This window comes from Bradyrhizobium canariense, assembly GCF_019402665.1.
GTDB lineage: Bacteria > Pseudomonadota > Alphaproteobacteria > Rhizobiales > Xanthobacteraceae > Bradyrhizobium > Bradyrhizobium canariense.
The window spans coordinates 84,938-102,573 of sequence record NZ_VSST01000037.1 but is presented as its reverse complement, the minus strand read 5'-3'; the positions used below and the strand labels follow the sequence as shown (position 1 = coordinate 102,573).

The 17,636-nt window shown below is 65.1% G+C and carries 14 protein-coding genes; 4 read left to right on the top strand and 10 right to left on the bottom strand.

Features of this window, described 5'->3' with window-relative positions:
- Positions 1-83: 83 nt before the first annotated feature.
- The 3 genes from FXB41_RS19510 to FXB41_RS19500 are packed head-to-tail and all read right to left on the bottom strand — an operon-like array spanning position 84 to position 2,582.
- Positions 84-530, bottom strand: a complete 447-nt coding sequence (locus tag FXB41_RS19510) for a GNAT family N-acetyltransferase (RefSeq protein ID WP_007599913.1) — start codon at positions 528-530, stop codon at positions 84-86.
- Positions 530-1,558 carry a peptidoglycan -binding protein gene (locus FXB41_RS19505; protein WP_007599914.1) on the bottom strand — a complete coding sequence of 343 codons (1,029 nt, stop codon included), beginning with the start codon at positions 1,556-1,558 and terminating at the stop codon, positions 530-532. The genes FXB41_RS19510 and FXB41_RS19505 overlap by 1 nt, the downstream gene beginning before the upstream one ends.
- A 4-nt stretch (positions 1,559-1,562) precedes the next feature.
- Positions 1,563-2,582, bottom strand: a complete 1,020-nt coding sequence (locus tag FXB41_RS19500; RefSeq protein ID WP_007599915.1) for a hypothetical protein — start codon at positions 2,580-2,582, stop codon at positions 1,563-1,565.
- Between the two features lie 234 nt (positions 2,583-2,816).
- On the opposite strand from FXB41_RS19500, the gene FXB41_RS19495 reads away from it, so the two are divergent.
- The 4 genes from FXB41_RS19495 to FXB41_RS19480 all read left to right on the top strand — a co-directional run bounded on the left by FXB41_RS19495 (position 2,817) and on the right by FXB41_RS19480 (position 10,109).
- Positions 2,817-3,836 carry an SAM-dependent methyltransferase gene (locus FXB41_RS19495; RefSeq protein WP_007599916.1) on the top strand — a complete coding sequence of 340 codons (1,020 nt, stop codon included), beginning with the start codon at positions 2,817-2,819 and terminating at the stop codon, positions 3,834-3,836.
- 229 nt (positions 3,837-4,065) lie between these two features.
- A complete protein-coding gene (locus FXB41_RS19490; protein WP_088941393.1) occupies positions 4,066-5,259 on the top strand; it encodes an efflux RND transporter periplasmic adaptor subunit in 1,194 nt (397 codons plus the stop codon).
- A 161-nt stretch (positions 5,260-5,420) separates the two neighbouring features.
- A complete protein-coding gene (locus tag FXB41_RS19485; protein WP_007599927.1) occupies positions 5,421-8,579 on the top strand; it encodes a multidrug efflux RND transporter permease subunit in 3,159 nt (1,052 codons plus the stop codon).
- Between the two features lie 387 nt (positions 8,580-8,966).
- Positions 8,967-10,109: an AAA family ATPase gene (locus FXB41_RS19480; RefSeq protein ID WP_219682877.1), complete on the top strand. Its 1,143-nt coding sequence runs from the start codon at positions 8,967-8,969 to the stop codon at positions 10,107-10,109.
- Between the two features lie 33 nt (positions 10,110-10,142).
- Here FXB41_RS19480 and FXB41_RS19475 read toward each other — a convergent pair whose 3' ends face one another.
- The 7 genes from FXB41_RS19475 to gap all read right to left on the bottom strand — a co-directional run bounded on the left by FXB41_RS19475 (position 10,143) and on the right by gap (position 17,576).
- Positions 10,143-10,928: an inositol monophosphatase family protein gene (locus FXB41_RS19475; RefSeq protein ID WP_007599929.1), complete on the bottom strand. Its 786-nt coding sequence runs from the start codon at positions 10,926-10,928 to the stop codon at positions 10,143-10,145.
- A gap of 85 nt (positions 10,929-11,013) precedes the next feature.
- Positions 11,014-12,108, bottom strand: a complete 1,095-nt coding sequence (locus FXB41_RS19470; protein WP_219682876.1) for a tetratricopeptide repeat protein — start codon at positions 12,106-12,108, stop codon at positions 11,014-11,016.
- 8 nt (positions 12,109-12,116) lie between these two features.
- The gene (locus tag FXB41_RS19465) at positions 12,117-12,806 is read right to left on the bottom strand and encodes a thiamine phosphate synthase (RefSeq protein WP_219682875.1); all 690 of its coding nucleotides are present in this window, start codon (positions 12,804-12,806) and stop codon (positions 12,117-12,119) included.
- Between the two features lie 3 nt (positions 12,807-12,809).
- Positions 12,810-13,835 carry a class I fructose-bisphosphate aldolase gene (locus FXB41_RS19460; RefSeq protein WP_219682874.1) on the bottom strand — a complete coding sequence of 342 codons (1,026 nt, stop codon included), beginning with the start codon at positions 13,833-13,835 and terminating at the stop codon, positions 12,810-12,812.
- Positions 13,836-14,089: 254 nt separating this feature from the next.
- Positions 14,090-15,157 (bottom strand): class II fructose-bisphosphate aldolase, encoded by a 1,068-nt coding sequence (gene fba / locus FXB41_RS19455; RefSeq protein WP_007599942.1) that lies wholly within the window; start codon positions 15,155-15,157, stop codon positions 14,090-14,092.
- Positions 15,158-15,223: 66 nt separating this feature from the next.
- Positions 15,224-16,420 (bottom strand): phosphoglycerate kinase, encoded by a 1,197-nt coding sequence (locus FXB41_RS19450; RefSeq protein WP_007599944.1) that lies wholly within the window; start codon positions 16,418-16,420, stop codon positions 15,224-15,226.
- A gap of 148 nt (positions 16,421-16,568) precedes the next feature.
- Positions 16,569-17,576: a type I glyceraldehyde-3-phosphate dehydrogenase gene (gene gap, locus FXB41_RS19445; protein ID WP_007599946.1), complete on the bottom strand. Its 1,008-nt coding sequence runs from the start codon at positions 17,574-17,576 to the stop codon at positions 16,569-16,571.
- Positions 17,577-17,636: the final 60 nt, after the last annotated feature.

The window sequence follows — 17,636 nt, the reverse complement described above, 5'->3', positions numbered from 1 at the left end:
CCGCTTGCCGGCGCAACTTCCGGACACAACGACTAGCCGACGTCCCGGGATCCCGGCGTGACGGGCGTCACGCGCCCCAGAATCTAAGGTTGCCACTCCATCTTCAGCACCGGCCGGCCCGAGGTCGGGTTCACCTCGTCGCCGGCATGGGCAAAGCCGTTGCGCTCGTAGAAGCGGATGGCGCGGCTGTTGTCCTTGTTGACGAGCAGCGTCACGCCTGTCGGCGACAGGCGCTTGGCCTCGTCGACCAGCAGCCGCGCCGCGTCCGAGCCCCAATGCGCGGGATCGACCACGAGCTGGTCGAGATAGCCGTCGCCGTCGATGGTGACGAAGCCGGTCAGCGCGCCGTCCTGCTCCGCGACCACGATGGAGGCTTTCGGCACCAGGTCCCTACGCCAGCGTTCGCGCCACCAGTCCAGGCGCGTGGCGAAGTCGATCTGCGGATAGGCCTGCTGCCAGGTGCGATGCCAGAGGTCGATCGAGGCGGCCTCGTCCTCGGGTCGGTAGAGACGAAGGTGGAGGGCGCTCACTACCGCTCCGTCAGCTTCAGCTCGATGCGGCGGTTGCGCTTGTAGGCTTCCTCGGTGTTGGCGGTGTCGAGCGGCTGGAATTCGCCGAAGCCGGCGGCGACGAGGCGCTGGGCGGGCACGCCGAGCGAGATCAGGTACTGCACCACCGAGATCGAGCGGGCGGCCGAGAGGTCCCAGTTCGACTTGAAGTTCGGACCGTTCACCGGGCGCACGTCGGTGTGGCCGTCGACGCGCAGCACCCAGGGGATCTCGTTCGGGATCTTCTTGTCGAGGTCGATCAGCGCGGTCGCCAAAGTGTCGAGCTCGGCGCGGCCTTCGGGCAGCAGCACCGCCTGTCCGGTGTCGAAGAACACTTCGGACTGGAATACGAAGCGGTCGCCGACGATGCGGATGTCGGGGCGGTTGCCGAGGATGGCGCGCAGGCGGCCGAAGAATTCCGAGCGGTAGCGCGACAATTCCTGCACGCGCTGCGCCAGGGCGACATTCAGGCGAGAGCCCAGATCGGCAATTCGGTTTTGCGATTCCTTGTCGCGCTTCTCGGAGACGTCGAGCGCTTCTTCCAGCGCCGCCAATTGCCGCCGCAGCGCGCTGATCTGCTGGTTCAGCACCTCGATCTGCGCCAGCGCGCGGGCCGAAACCGCTTTCTCGGAGTCCAGCGCCTTGCCGAGCTCGGAGGATTTGCCTTGCGCGTCATTGCCCGCGGCGGCCAGCCCCTCATAGAGGCCCTTGATGCGGTCGCGCTCGCTCTCGGCCGAGGCGAGGCCGGCTTTCAGCGACGAGACCTGGTCGTCCAGCGTGAGCTTGCCGAGCTTCTCCAGCGACAGCAGCTCGTTGAGCTGCGCGATCTTGGCGTTGAGCAGCTCCAGCGCCTTGTCCTTGCCCGTGACCTCCTGCGAGAGGAAGAACTGCACCACCAGGAACACCGACAGCAGGAACACGATCGACAGCACCAGCGTCGACAGCGCGTCGACGAAGCCGGGCCAATAGTTGAAGGAGGTATCGCCGCGACGGCCGCGCGCCAGTGCCATGTCGCTAACCCTTCTCGGGCTGACGCGCGATGCGCTCCAGCAGGCGCCGGATCTCGCGGTTCTGCTCGCCCTGGCCGTCGGCCCATTCGCGGATCATCTGCTGCTCGGTCCGCATATGCGAGACCAGCGCCTGGATGGCTTCGGCGAGGCTTGCCATCGCCGCGGTGGTGCCGCGGCTGCCGCTGCCTTCCTCGAGCACCGTGCGCAAGCGCTCGACGACGGCCTGAAGCTCGCCGCTGGCAATGCCGCCGCCACCGGCGGCGACCGCCACTTCGCCGCTGCCATATTCGCGGACGGTGGTGGCAAGCCAGTCTTCGAGATCGGTGTAGAAACGGTTCTGCGCCTGGCTCGATTGCAGGTCGAGGAAGCCCAGGATCAGCGAGCCGGCGAGACCGAACAGCGAGCTCGAGAACGAGATGCCCATGCCGCCGAGCGGGGCGGCCAGCCCCTCCTTCAGCGTGTCGAACAGGGCGCCGGAATCGCCCCCGACCTTGAGCCCGTCGATTACCTTGCCGACCGAGCCGACCGTCTCGATCAGGCCCCAGAAGGTGCCGAGCAGTCCCAAGAAGACCAGAAGCCCGGTCATGTAGCGGGAGATGTCGCGGGCTTCGTCGAGGCGGGTCGCGATCGAATCGAGCAGGTGCCGCATGGTGGTCTGGGTGATCGACATCCGCCCGGTGCGCTCGCCGCCGAGGATCATCGCCATCGGCGCCAGCAGCTTGGGGTGGCGGGCGGGCGCAAGGCCGGGGTCGGCGATGCGGAAATTGTTGACCCAGGACACTTCGGGATACAGCCGGATCACCTGGCGGAAGGCCAGGATGATGCCGATGAACAGCACGCCGCCGATCAGCGCATTGAGCCCGGGATTGGCGAAGAAGGCCTGGATGATCTGCTTGTAGAGCACCACCCCCACCAGGGTGCAGAGCACCAGGAAGACCAGCATCCGCACCAGGAAGACGCTGGGCGAGGATAGCTTGGTATATTCGATGTCGAGGGAGGAGCGGGGCGAGGCGCCTGGCGGCATGGCCGGTATCATCCGTTAACTTGCTTGCGGGGCGCACTATGGCACAGCGCCCGCCCAAAAAAAGCGCCGGATGCGCCGATTTCGGGGAGAGCTGGGGAACCCAACGCTGAAACCGGGCTTTGGTAAGGACATACTTTCCAAATCGTCGGCATTCCACAGGTTCAGTTCGCACTTTTCCCCTTGGCGCCCAAGACTTGCCGTCCAAGATCTGCCGCCCAAAGACGGAGTCGTCGCATGAGCGTCGTGTCCGCGATCATCGGGACTGCCGAACGGGTGCCTTTGCCTGATGTCGTGATCCGCGCGGCGATCCAGCGCCTGTGCTCGCGCACGGTGACGCGGCTGTCCGCGCTGGGCGGGGCGGATGATGCCGCCTTCGCCGGGCGGATGATGCTGCGGCCGATCGCCGAGGACGCGGATGCCGGGCACGAGGGGGTGCCAGCTTCGTTCTTTGCGAAGGTGCTCGGTCCCAACCGCAAATACTCCTGCTGCTTCTACAAGACCGGCGCGACCACCTTGCGGGAGGCCGAGGAGGAGGCGCTGCGCCAGACCGCCGAGCATGCCGCTCTCGCCGACGGCCAGACCATCCTCGAGCTCGGCTGCGGCTGGGGCTCGCTGTCGCTGTGGATGGCGCGGCAGTTTCCGCACGCCAAGGTCACCGCGGTGTCGAGCTCACAGGCGCAGCGCGCCCATATCGAGGAAGAGGCGCGGCTGCGCGGTCTCCTCAACCTGCGCGTGATCTGCGCGGACATCAACGTGTTCGCGCCCGATGGGCAATTCGACCGCATCGTCTCGGTCGAGATGTTCGAGCATGTGATGAACTGGCGCAAGCTGATGACGCGCCTGCGCGCGTGGCTCGCGCCGGAGGGGCGGTTCTTCATGCACATCGTCGCCCATCGCTCCGGCTCTCACCTGTTCGACCGGGCCGATCGCGACGACTGGATCGCGCAGCGCGTCTCCACGGGCGGGCTGATGCCGAGCCATCACCTCGTCAGGCAATTCGACGATATCTTCACCGTGGAGAAGGAATGGTGCTGGAGCGGCACGCATTATCAGCGCACCGCCAACGACTGGCTCGCCAATTTCGACACGCATCGCGATGCCATCGAGGCGGCCTTGCGCAACGTCCATGGCGAGGAGACCGGCCTGCGGATGCGACGCTGGCGCTGGTTCTTTCTCGCGACCTCGGGCCTGTTCGGCTATGCCGATGGCAACGAATGGGGCGTCAGCCACTACCGGATGAGGGCGGCGGCGTAATTGCGATGTTCCGTCGCAGCATGCGGCGGTGGAACCGGACTCACAATCGGGTGAGGCGCGAAAAGCGCACTGAAGTCAGCACCATAGACCGTGTGACATTGGGCCGCCCGCAAGGTGCGTTGCGTCGCAGCACGTCCCCTCTATTTTGGCGGCATCGCCAGCGCGGAATCGCCGAGAACAGGCCCCGCGCAGCGTGATCAGTTTCAACAATATCGGGGCACTTAACTTCATGTCAGGACTTCGCGCGCGATCGGCATGCGTTGCAATGATGCTCGCGGCCTTTACGCCGCTATTGGCAGGCTGCGACGAATCCAGCTCCGCCATTTCAGCCGCCCAGCCCAACGATCCCGACGTCAGCATCGTCATCGTCAAGCCGCAGCCGCGCGCCGTTGTGCGCGAGCTGCCGGGCCGCATTGCGCCGACGCGCGTCTCCGACGTGCGGCCGCGCGTGTCCGGCATCGTGGTCGAGCGTCTGTTCCGACAGGGCAGCGAGGTGAAGGCCGGTGATCCGCTGTACCGTATCGATCCGCGTCCGTTCGAGGTCGAGGTGATGGCCAACGATGCCGCGGTCGCCAAGGCCGAGGCCGCGTTGATGCAGTCGCAGCAGCAGGCGCGCCGCATCGCCACGCTCACCAGCCAGCGCGCCGCGCCCGAAGCCGAGAACGAGAAGGCGATCGCGGCCGAGCGCCAGGCTCATGCCGAGGTCGAGGGCCGCAAGGCCGATCTCGCGCGCGCCAAGCTCAATCTCGACTATGCCACCGTACGCGCGCCGATCGACGGCGTCGTCGGTGCTGCCCTGGTCAGCGAGGGCGCGCTCGCGGTCCAGAACGAGACCAATCTGGCCACGATCCAGCAGCTCGATCCGATCTATGCGGATTTCACCCAGTCGGTGAACGAGCTCAACCAGCTCCGCCGCGCCTTCGAGAGCGGTGACCTCGAGCGCATCGCGCCTGACGCCGCCAAGGTGCATCTCGTGCTCGACGACAACACGCTCTACTCGCTCGACGGCAAGTTGCTGTTTTCGGATGCCAAGGTCGACGCCAATACCGGTCAGGTGACCTTGCGCGGTGAGTTCCGCAATCCCAAACGCGAATTGCTGCCGGGCATGTATGTCCGCGTCCGCATCGACCAGGGTCTCGATAGCGACGCGATCGCGGTGCCGCAGCAGGCGATCCAGCGCAATGGCGGCGGCGGCAGCGAGGTGTTCGTCGTCAAGGACGACAATCGCATCGCAGTGCAGCCGGTGCGCACCGGTTCGGTGCAGGACGGAATCTGGTTCGTCACCGACGGCTTGAAGGCCGGCGACAAGGTCGTGGTCGAAGGCTTCCAGAAGTTCGCCGCCGGCGACAAGGTCAAGCCGCAATCCTGGTCGGAAGCGGATGCGACTGCCGATAACCGGCACGCCCAGAAGCTGATGCGGTAACGTTCGGGCGTCGCGACTGTCTTGATCCCTCATCCTGAGGAGCCCGCAAAGCGGGCGTCTCGAAGGATGGCCACGGGCGAGAGCCGGGCCTTCATGGTTCGAGACGCGCTTCGCGCTCCTCACCATGAGGGACTAGTGAAACAACGAGGTTAAAAGCGGTAATGGCGAGCTTCTTCATTGACAGGCCGATCTTCGCCTGGGTGGTCGCGCTGTTCATCTGTCTGGTCGGCGCAATTTCGATTCCGCTGTTGCCGATCGCGCAGTATCCGATCATTGCGCCGCCCTCGATTTCGATCTCGACCAGCTATCCCGGCGCCTCGCCCGAAAACCTCTACAACAGCGTCACGCGGCTGATCGAGGAGGAGCTCAACGGCGCCTCCGGCATCCTCAATTTCGAATCCACCAGCGACTCGCTCGGCCAGGTTGAGATCATCGCCAATTTCGTGCCGGGCACCGATACCAGCGCCGCCTCGGTCGAGGTGCAGAACCGCATCAAGCGCGTCGAGGCGCGGCTGCCGCGCGCGGTGATCCAGCAGGGCATTCTGATCGAGGAAGCCTCCAGCGCGGTGCTCCAGATCATCACGCTGAACTCGACCGACGGCAGCCTGGACGAGGTCGGGCTGGGCGACTTCATGATCCGTAACGTGCTCGGCGAGATCCGCCGCATCCCCGGCGTCGGCCGCGCCACGCTGTATTCGACCGAACGCAGCCTGCGCGTCTGGGTCGATCCGGCCAAGCTGGTCGGCTATGGCCTGACCGCCGACGACGTCAACAAGGCCATTGCCGCGCAGAACGCGCAGGTCGCTTCCGGCAGCATCGGCGCCGAACCGTCGACCTCGACCCAGCGCACCTCCGCGCTGGTGCTGGTCAAGGGCCAGCTCTCGTCCCCGGATGAATTCGGCACCATCATCCTGCGCGCCAATGCCGACGGCTCGACCGTGCGGCTGCGCGATGTCGCGCGCATCGAGGTCGGCGGCCTGAGCTACCAGTTCAACACCCGTCTCGACGGCAAGCCGACCGCCGGCCTCTCCGTGCTGATGTCGCCGACCGGTAATGCGCTGGCGACCGCGAGCGCCGTCGAAGAGAAGATGAAGGAGCTGTCGCGCTTCTTCCCGGCCAATATCGGCTACGAGATTCCCTACAACATCACGCCCGTGGTCGAGGCCTCGATCAAGAAGGTGCTGTCGACGCTGGTCGAAGCCATCGTGCTGGTGTTTGTGGTGATGTTCCTGTTTCTGCAGAACATCCGCTACACCATCATTCCGACCATCGTGGTGCCGGTAGCGCTGCTGGGCGCCTGTACCACGCTGCTGCTCGCCGGCTACTCCATCAACATGCTCTCGATGTTCGGCATGGTGCTCGCGGTCGGCATCCTGGTCGACGATGCCATCGTCGTGGTCGAGAACGTCGAGCGCATCATGGCCGAGGAGGGGCTACCGCCGAAGGAAGCGACGCGCAAAGCGATGTCGCAGATCACCGGCGCCATCATCGGCATCACGCTGGTATTGATGGCCGTGTTCGTGCCGATGGCGTTCTTCCCGGGCTCAGTCGGCATCATCTACCGCCAGTTCTCCGTGACCATGGTCGCCGCGATCGGCTTCTCCGCCTTCCTGGCACTGTCGCTGACGCCGGCGCTGTGTGCGACGCTGCTCAAGCCCGTCGCTGCCGGCCACGGTCACGCCAAGAAGGGCGTGTTCGGCTGGTTCAACCGGATGCTCGAGGGCGGCAAGGAGGGCTATTCCCGCACCGTCGGTTTCTCGCTGAAGCGCACCGGCCGCTTGATGCTGGTCTATGTCGCGCTGCTCGCCGGCCTGTCCTGGGCCTTCGTCAATCTGCCCGGCGGCTTCCTCCCCGTCGACGACCAGGGCTTCGTCACCACCGACGTGCAGACGCCGTCGGATTCGTCCTATGGCCGGACCGAGGCGGTGATCGAGAAAGTGGAAAAATATTTGGCGCAACGGCCGGGCGTCGATAACGTCACCTTTCTTACCGGCTTCAGCTTCTCCGGCCAGGGCATGAACACCGCGCAGGCCTTCATCACCTTGAAGGACTGGTCGGAGCGCGGGCCGAAGGATTCGGCAGCGGCGATCGTTGCCGACATCAACCGCGATCTGTCGTCGTCGATCCGCGACGCAAAAATCTCCGCGCTGCAGCCGCCGCCGATCGACAATCTCGGCAATTCCTCGGGCTTCTCGTTCCGGCTCCAGGACCGCGGCCAGAAGGGCTATCCGGCCTTGATGCGCGCCGCCGATCAGTTGATCGCGGAGGCCAATGCAAGCGCTGTGCTTCAGAAGGTCTATGTCGAAGGCCTGCCCGAGGCGGGCGTGGTCAATCTCGTGATCGACCGAGAAAAGGCCGGCGCCTTCGGCGTCACCTTCGAGGACATCAACAACACGATCTCGACCAATCTCGGCTCGAACTACATCAACGACTTCCCGAACCGCGGCCGCATGCAGCGCGTCGTGGTGCAGGCCGATGCCCGCGACCGCATGCGCACCGAGGACATCCTCAACTACAACGTCAAGAACAGCCGCGGCCAGCTGGTGCCATTCTCGTCCTTTGCCACCGTGGAATGGGCGCGCGGACCGACGCAGATCGCCGGCTTCAATTATTATCCGGCGGTGCGCATCTCGGGCGAGGCGAAACCCGGCTTCACCTCGGGCGATGCCATCGCCGAGATGGAACGGCTCGCAGGCAAGCTGCCGCGCGGCTTCGGCTATGAATGGACCGGGCAGTCGCTCCAGGAGAAACTGTCGGGTTCGCAGGCGCCGTTCCTGCTCGGGCTCTCGGTGTTCGTGGTGTTCCTGTGCCTGGCCGCCCTTTACGAGAGCTGGACCATTCCGCTCGCGGTGCTGCTCACCGTGCCGCTCGGCATCGTCGGCGCGGTGGTCGCGGCGATGCTGCGCGGCCTGCCCAACGACGTCTATTTCACCGTCGGTCTGATCACCATCATTGGCCTTGCGGCCAAGGACGCGATTCTCATCATCGAGTTCGCCAAGGATCTGCGGAAAGAAGGCAAGCCGCTGGTGGACGCCACCATCGAGGCCTGCCGCCTGCGCTTCCGCCCGATCCTGATGACCGGCCTCGCCTTCATCTGCGGCGTGCTGCCGATGGCCATCGCCCATGGCGCCGGCGGCGCCAGCCAGCAGGCACTCGGCAGCATCGTGATGGGCGGCATGATCGCGGTGGTGATCCTGGCGCTGCTGATGGTCCCGGTGTTCTTCGTCTCGGTGCAACGCGTGCTGGGCGGGGATCGGGAGAAGGTGGCGAAGGAGGCCGAGATGTATGGGCCGCCCGCGCCGGCAAGGGCCGGCCACTGAACGGCCGGGAAATCGCATATGGCGCGCACGTGCGGCGGCATCGGCAGTGGGCTCCCTCTCCCGCTTGCGGGGGAGGGTTGGGGTGGGGGTGTCTCCGCGTCGGGATTGTCGAGAATTGCGGAGGATGCCCCCGTGTGGTGAGAGCCCTCACCCGCCGCGCGCGGGACGATGCTTCGCATCGCCCGGGGCGCGTCGGCCTCTCCCGCAAGCGGGAGAGGCGGAGCAAGCCGCGTGGTCCTCGTGCACCATATGCGATTGCCCTGACTGAACGCCGGATCCCTCGGCTTGATTTCTCGGAGGCCTCAATCCAGACTGCATCCCTGGATTGAACAACGTATTCGCACCACGCCGCGAATACCCTGGCATCCCGCCGATCGAGAGCACGTCATGCGTCCGACCGAAATTGCGATCTCGAACTATCGCTCCATTCGGCGGCTCTCCATACCCATCCATCCCTTGTCGGTGTTTGTCGGTGAAAATGGCGTCGGCAAATCCAATCTCTACAAGTCCTTGTCGCTGCTGCGCGACGCGGCGACCGGTCAAATCACCCGCACGATCGCCGATGAAGGCGGATTGAATTCGGTCTGCTGGTCCGGCATTCGCAAAAAGGGCGAAGACGGGCGGCTGCGGCTGTCGGCCACATTCGACAGCATGAGGTATTCCATCGAGCTCGGGTTTCCGAGCCCGCTTCAGGCCGCGTTTTCCGGCGAGCCGATGATCAAGGCTGAAACGATCGAAACGACACGCGGCAAACGCACGGTCAAGCTGATGGAGCGGATCAATTCGCTCATCAGCGTCCGTGGCGAGAGCGGCGCCTGGAACGCTCACAAGGATGCGGTGCTGCCGTCAGAGACCGCGCTTGCGGCTTTTTCCGATGGCAAGCAATGTCCGGAAATCGACCTGATCAGAAATGCGATGCTGGGCTGGCGATTCTATCATGACTTCCGCACTGATCCGGCGTCACCGATACGAAAGCCTTGTCTCGCGATCGCGACGCCCTCGCTCAGCGCCGATGGAATCGATTTGGCGGCCACCCTGGCGACCCTCTATGTCATTCGGGAAGACGCCAACGACCTGCAGGACGCGATACAGGATGCATTCCCGGATGCCGAACTCCGCGCATGGGAAGAAAATGGCAGGTGTGAATTCGATCTGCAATTGCCGGATATGCCGCGGCCGTTCAGGGCGCATGAACTATCCGATGGGACGCTGAAATACATCTGCCTGCTCGCGGTGTTCATGGGCTATCGGCTGCCGCCGTTCATTGCGCTGAACGAACCCGAGACCAGCCTGCATCCGTCGCTGCTGGCGCCGCTGGCCCGGCTCATCGCCAAGGCATCACGCCGCGCCGACATCTGGATCGTCACCCATTCGGAACAGTTGATGGACGCGCTGCGAAGCGAGAGTTCGGTCCCGCTCCGCCGGGTGATCAAGTCGAAGGGCGCCACGGCGATCGAGGGCCTGACCATCGGCGGTGAATATCGCGACGACGAGGACGACGAGGAATCCGACGAGGACGACGATTCTTAACCGTCGTAGATCGAGCTGTCGTGCTACTGCGGCCTACTTCCGCAAAATCTTCGCCAATTCCCCGTGCACGAACTCATTCCCGCACACGACATTGCCCGTCACCAGGGCATCGCCCGGCGTGTCGATGTCGGTGATCGTGCCGCCGGCCTCGCGCAGCATGATCATGCCTGCCGCGATGTCCCAGGATTGCAAATTGCGCTCCCAATAGCCGTCGAGGCGGCCCGCCGCGACGAAGGCGAGGTCGAGGGAGGCGGCGCCGAAGCGGCGCAGGCCGGCGACGCGCTCTTGCATCGCGGTCATCTCGCGGCGGAATTCCTCGTGGTCGCCGCGGCCGATATGGGGCAGGCCGCAGGCCACCACGCATTCGTTGAGCTGGCGGCGGCCGGCCACGCGCAGGCGCTGGTCGTTGAGGAAGGCGCCCTTGCCGCGCTCGGCAATGTAGAGCTCGTCATTGGCGGGATTGTAGATCACGCCGGCGATGATCGTGCCTTCGCGCGAAAGCCCGATCGAGATCGCGAATTGCGGGATGCCGTGCAGGAAGTTGGTGGTGCCGTCGAGCGGATCGACGATCCAGGTGTGGCTCTTGTCGGAGCCCTCGCGCGTGCCGCCTTCCTCGCCGATGAAGCCGTAACCGGGCCGCGCCTTGGCGAGGTCCTGGTAGAGGATCTCCTCGGCGCGCTTGTCGGCCAGCGAGACGAAATTCGCCGGCCCCTTCAGCGAGACCTGGAGATGCTCGATCTCGCCGAGATCGCGCTTGAGGCTGCGGCCGGCGCGGCGCGCGGCCTTGACCATGACGTTGATAGTTGCGGAATACAGCATGAGCTTCCGGTCTTGATCGGGGGAAATGGCGCGAAATCGCACCTGTTTGAGGGATGGGGTGCCCTGCGGGGGCCTCAACGTCAAGTCATTTGGCCCCGAGCCATTTCCTGGCGGCGGCCTCGGCCTTGGCCCGGTCCTCGGCCGGCAAATCCGACAATTGCTTGTCCAGCTCCGGATCGCCCTTGCCGGCGGTCTTGGCCACCAGATGCCATTTGAAGCCCTCGACCTTGTCCACGGCCGTGCCCATGCCGTTGATCAGCACCCAGGCCAGCCGGTTCTGCGCGATCGCGCTGCCCTGGCGGGAGGCCTTGCGGAGCAGGGCTACGGCCGCCGGCTGGTTCTTCGGCGTGCCGGTGCCGTTGAACAGCGCGATGGCGTATTCGACCTCGGCATCGACATTGTCGGTCAGCGTGGCGACCTGGAGCAGACGCACCGCCCGTTCCAAATCCTTCGGCACGCCGGTGCCTTCCTTGTAGAAGGTCGCGAGCGCGTATTGCGCCTCGGGCAGGCCGGCATCAGCCGCCTGGCGCAGCAGCTCGGCGGAGCGCTTGACGTCCTGCGGCAGGGTCTGGCCGTCGAGATAGAGCAGCGCGAGGTTATAGGCCGCCTTGGGCTCGCCGAGCTTGGCGGCGGACGCCATCAGCTTGACCGCCTCGTTTTTGTCGACCGGGCCGCCGCGGCCGGACATTCTGAGCATAGCGAGCGCGAACATCGCCTCGCGGTCGCCGGCGTCGGAGGCGCGCTTGTACCATTGCAGCGCCTTGGCGTAGTCGCGCCGGATTCCCATGGCATTGGAATAGAGCTCACCCAGCATGGTCATCGCCTTGGCATCGCCGGTTTCGGCACGGGCGGTGGCGAGTTCGAAGGCGGTCTTGTACTGGCCGCGCTGATAGGCGCCGTACACCAGATCGACGTTGGGATTGTCGGTCGGAGGCGCAGGGATCACGGTCGCGGCAGGAGCCTGCTTTGGGGAGGCTGAAGGTTTGGGCGACGCCGAGGATTTGGTTGCCGGCGCCGCTTCCTTCTTCTTGGTGATGGTGTGCGGCGTGGCCTTCGGCTTGTCCTTGGTTTTCTCGGCCGAAGGGCTTGGCGTTGCCACGGGCGGCGTGATCTGGAGCTGCGCGGCCGCGGGCACTGTGAGCAGCAGCGTGGCCAGGATGGTGATGCGCGGGAGCTTCATGACGGGCGCTAGCCGTGCTCCTGACCCGCAGGATTTTGGCCCGCAAGCGCCGTCGCATGAGCATTCTTGATCGCAGCGTCGATCTCGACCAGCGCGGCCTTGGGTCCGCGCGGATCGGCCCAGATCAAGTCGTCCACCAGCACGAAATCGGCGCCGCTGGCGGCGAATTCGCGGGCCTCCTCCAACGACAGGGCAAAGCCGACGCAGGGCGGCTCGAACAGCTCGGCCCACCAGTCCAGCCGTTCGGCGATCGCTTGCGACGACGGCCGCTGGCCCTTTGCGTCGGGCTCGCCGAACAAGACGTAATCGGCGCCGATCTCGCCCGCATCCATGGAATGGTGCCGCGTCGTCAGCCCGCCGACGCCGGCGATGCGATCGGGCTTGAGCGATGGCAGCGCCTCTTTCAGCGCGGCGATGCCGGGCAGGTGCGCACCGTCGGCGCCGCCGCGTGCGACGAGCTCAGGATGGTCGTCGACGAGCAGCGCGGCGCCCGCTTTCTGAACCGGCGGCGCTAGCGCCTTGATCCGGGAGATCATGGTGCGCTGATCGGTCTCCTTCAGGCGCAGCAGCACGGCCGCGACGTCGGCGGCGGCGAGCAGACCGGGCAGCTCCGTGAGAAGCGAAGCGGGATCGTCGACGACAGGCGTCGCGAGATAAAGGCGCGGCGCCGGGCGCGGCGGAGGAGATTTGTTCGACAAGATCTAGGCCGCTTTCTGTTCCAGGCTGCTTTGCCATTCGCCTTTGGAGGCGAGGCCATTCATTCGCGCGCGGTGACTGAATGCGCTTTGTCCGGCCGCGACGTTCTCGGCTTTGCCCGACCAGGCCTTCTGCGGCGCGGCCTGCAGTGCGCGACCGTAGGAGAAGGTCAGGCCCCAGGGCAGGGGCCCGCGCTTGTGCATGGAGTTGAGATGCGCCGTTGCCTCTTCATCCGACTGGCCGCCGGAGAGGAAGGCGATGCCGGGTACCGCCGCGGGCACGCACGCCCTAAGCAGCCGTATCGTCTTCTCCGCGACCTCCTCGATGGAAGCCTGCTTCGGGCATTTTTTGCCGGAGATGGCCATGTTCGGCTTCAGCACCATGCCCTCGAGCGCGACGCGCTGCACGCGCAATTCCTGAAACGTCTTGTTGAGCACACGGCTCGTCACCTCATAGCAGCGATCGATGTCGTGATCGCCGTCCATCAACACTTCGGGCTCGACGATCGGCACGATCTGCGCGGCCTGGCACAGCGCTGCATAGCGCGCCAGCGCGTGGGCGTTGACGCTGATCGCGGTCATTGAGGGGATGCCGCTGCCGATATCGATCACCGCGCGCCATTTGGCGAAGCGCGCGCCGCGCTCGTAATATTTCTTCAAGCGCTCGGCGAGCTTGTCGAGCCCGACGGTGACGAGCTCTCCCGGGCACATCGGCAGGGGTTGCGTGCCTTCGTCGACCTTGATGCCGGGAATGGCGCCGGTCTGTTCGATCAGCTTGACCAGGGGCGTGCCGTCCTTTGCGTTCTGCCAGATCGTCTCGTCATAGAGGATGACGCCGGAGATGTACCGGCTCATGGCTTCGTTCGAGCGGAACAGCATCTCGCGATAGTCGCGGCGGTTCTCCTCGGTCGATTCCACGCCGATCGCGTCGAAACGCTTCTTGATGGTGCCGGAGGATTCGTCGGCGGCAAGGATGCCCTTGCCGGGCGCGACCAGAGCGGTCGCGATCCTGTTGAGCTCAGTCAGATTCATCGAGATGTCCTCCCAAAACGATTCTGCCCTTGCCGGTGAAAATAGACCGTTCTCGGGCAAATGCCGAGTTAACGTTCGTCGCAGGGTAAGGGGGAGGGCTTGTTCACCTCTCCCCGCCTGCGGGGAGAGGTCGGATCGCCCTTGCGATCCGGGTGAGGGGGTACAGGTCCCGCAGTCATCTCATCTGCGGAGAGAGCCCCTCACCCCAACCCTCTCCCCGCGAAGGGCGGGGAGAGGAGGAGGATAGAGCAGCTTTACGCCACCTTCGGGGCGAGCTCGCCCTTGGCGTAGCGCTTGGCCATCTCGGCCGTGGTCAGCACCTTCTTGATCTTGGAGGCTTGGCCTGCGGTATTGAATTCCTGGAGCCGCTGCTTGCACAGCTTGGTCATCGCTTCCATCGCGGGCTTCAGGTATTTGCGCGGATCGAACTCTTCCGGATTGTCCTTGAGCACTTTCCGGATCTGCCCGGTCATCGCCATGCGGTTGTCGGTGTCGATGTTGATCTTGCGCACGCCGTTCTTGATGCCGCGCTGGATCTCGGCGACAGGCACGCCCCAGGTCGGCTTCATCTTGCCGCCATAGGCGTTGATGATGTCCTGGAGGTCCTGCGGCACCGACGAGGAGCCGTGCATGACGAGATGCATGTTCGGCAGCTTGCGGTGGATCTCCTCGATCACGTTCATGGCGAGGATGTCGCCGTCGGGCTTGCGGGTGAATTTGTAAGCACCGTGAGACGTCCCCATCGCGATCGCGAGCGCGTCGACCTGGGTCTCCTGGACGAACTTCACGGCTTCATCCGGATTGGTCAGGAGCTGGTCGTGGCTGAGCTTGCCCTCGGCGCCGTGGCCGTCTTCCTTGTCGCCCATGCCGGTTTCGAGCGAGCCGAGCACGCCGAGTTCGCCCTCGACCGAGATGCCGCCGAGATGGGCCATGTCGGTCACGGTCTTGGTGACGCCGACATTGTAGCCCCAGTCGCCGGGGGTCTTGCCGTCAGCCTTGAGCGAGCCGTCCATCATGACCGAGGTGAAGCCGGCCTGGATCGCGGTCATGCAGGTTGCCGGCTCGTTGCCGTGGTCGAGATGCACGCAGACCGGAATGTGCGGATAGATCTCGGTCACCGCGTCCATCATGTGCTTGAGCATGACGTCGTTGGCGTAGGAGCGCGCACCGCGCGAAGCCTGGATGATGACGGGCGCGTCGACCTGGTTGGCCGCGTCCATGATCGCCAGCGCCTGCTCCATGTTGTTGATGTTGAAGGCCGGGACGCCGTAATCGTTCTCCGCCGCATGGTCGAGCAATTGACGCAACGTGATCCGAGCCATCTGTGTTTTTCTCCCGTTTGGGCCTGCAAGGCCACTGCTTGAAGGCGGCTACGACTTGCCGACCGATTACTTGGTGCGCAGAACTTCGACGCCGGGCAGGGGCTTGCCTTCCATCCATTCAAGAAATGCGCCACCGGCGGTCGAGACATAGGTGAACTGACCGGCCACATGGGCCTGGTTGAGGGCCGCGACGGTGTCGCCGCCGCCCGCTATCGAGATCAGCTTCTTGGCCTTGGTGCGCTCGGCGGCGTGCTTGGCGGCGGACATCGTGCCGCGGTCGAACGGCTGCATCTCGAAGGCACCGAGCGGTCCGTTCCAGACCAGTGTCGCCGCATCGTCGATCGCGGCGTGGACACGTGCGATCGACTGCGGACCGACGTCGAGGATCATGCCGTCGGCCGGGATCGCGTCGAGGCCATAGGCGTGCGACGGCGCGTTGGCCGCGAAATGATAGGCGACGGTGGCATCGACCGGCAGGATGATGGCGCAGTTGGCGGCTTCCGCCTTTTCCATGATGCGCAGCGCGGTCGCGGCGAGATCCTTCTCGGCCAGCGACTTGCCGATGCCGACGCCCTGGGCGTGCAGGAAGGTGTTGGCCATGCCGCCGCCGATCACGAGCGCGTCGACCTTGGTCACGAGGTTTTCGAGCAGGTCGATCTTGGTCGAGACCTTGGCGCCGCCGATGATCGCGATGACGGGCTTGGTCGGTGAGCCCAGCGCCTTCTCCAGCGCGACCAGTTCGGCCTGCATGGTGCGGCCGGCATAGGCGGGTAGCTTGTGGCCGAGGCCTTCGGTCGAGGCGTGGGCGCGGTGCGCGGCCGAGAACGCGTCATTGACCCAGATGTCGCCGAGTTTTGCGAGCTCCGCGACAAAGGCCGGATCGTTCTTCTCTTCCTCTTTGTGGAAGCGGGTGTTTTCCAGACAGAGGATGTCGCCGTCGTTCAGCGCCGCCACGGCCTTGGCCGCGGGCTCGCCGATGCAGTCGTCGGCGAAGCCTACGGGCTTCTTCACGACCTTCGACAGCGCCTCGGCAACGGGCTTGAGCGAGTCCTTGCCATCGCGCCCTTTCGGCCGGCCGAAATGCGCGAGCAGGATGACCTTGCCGCCCTTGTCGGAGATTTCGGTGATGGTCGGCGCGACGCGCTCGAGCCGGGTCGCGTCGCTGACGCGACCGTTCTCCATGGGCACGTTGAGATCGACGCGCAGCAGGACGCGTTTGCCCTTCACGTCGACGTCGTCGAGGGTGCGGAATTTGTTGGTCATCGGAGGCCCTTGTCCCGGGCGCACCGCGGCGCGTAGTGCCGCCGTGCAGAACCGGGACCCAAATTGCGGCGAGTCCCGCGGTTGAATGGGCCCCGGCTCTGCGACGCAGCGCTTCACGCTGCATCGCGTCCGGGACACGAGAGCGGAGTTAGATCACCTTCGCCATCGCGACGGCGGTGTCCGCCATGCGATTCGAGAAGCCCCACTCGTTGTCGTACCAGGACATCACGCGCACCAGCGTGCCGTTCTGCACCTTGGTCTGGTCCATGTGGAACGTCGAGGAGTGCGGGTCGTGGTTGAAGTCGATCGAGACGTTCGGCGCGGTGGTGTAGCCGAGGATGCCCTTGAGCTGCTGCTCGGAGGCACGCTTCATCGCCTCGTTGATTTCCTTCGGATCGGTGGCGCGCTTGGCCACGATCTTGAGGTCGACGACCGAGACGTTCGGGGTCGGCACGCGGATCGCGACGCCGTCGAGCTTGCCCTTCAGTTCCGGCAGCACGAGGCCGATCGCCTTGGCGGCGCCGGTCGAGGTCGGGATCATCGACATCGCAGCCGCACGGCCGCGATAGAGATCCTTGTGCATGGTGTCGAGCGTCGGCTGGTCGCCGGTATAGGCGTGGATCGTGGTCATGAAGCCGGTCTCGATGCCGACGAGGTCGTTCAGCACCTTGGCGATCGGCGCAAGACAGTTGGTGGTGCAGGAGCCGTTGGAGACGACCAGATGTTCCCGGGTCAGCGTGTCGTGGTTGACGCCGAAGACGATGGTGGCGTCGGCGCCGTCGGCGGGCGCAGAAACGAGAACGCGCTTGGCGCCGGCGGTCAGATGCGCGGAGGCCTTGTCCTTCGAGGTGAAGATGCCGGTGCATTCCATCGCGATGTCGATGCCGAGATCCTTCCAGGGCAGCTTCGAGGGATCGCGCTCGGCGGTCACCTTGATCTTGTTGCCGCCGAGGCTGATCGTGTCGCCATCGACGGTCACGGTGCCGGGGAAGCGGCCATGGACGCTGTCGAAGCGAAGCAGATGGGCGTTGGTCTCGACCGGGCCGAGGTCGTTGATGCCGACGACCTCGATGTCCTTGCGGCCGGACTCGGCGATGGCCCGCAGGATGTTGCGGCCGATGCGGCCAAAACCGTTGATTCCGACGCGGACTGCCATGTTTCGTCTCCTTCAATGACCGTTGTCATCCCGCACAACGCGCTAGCGCGCCTGCGAGGG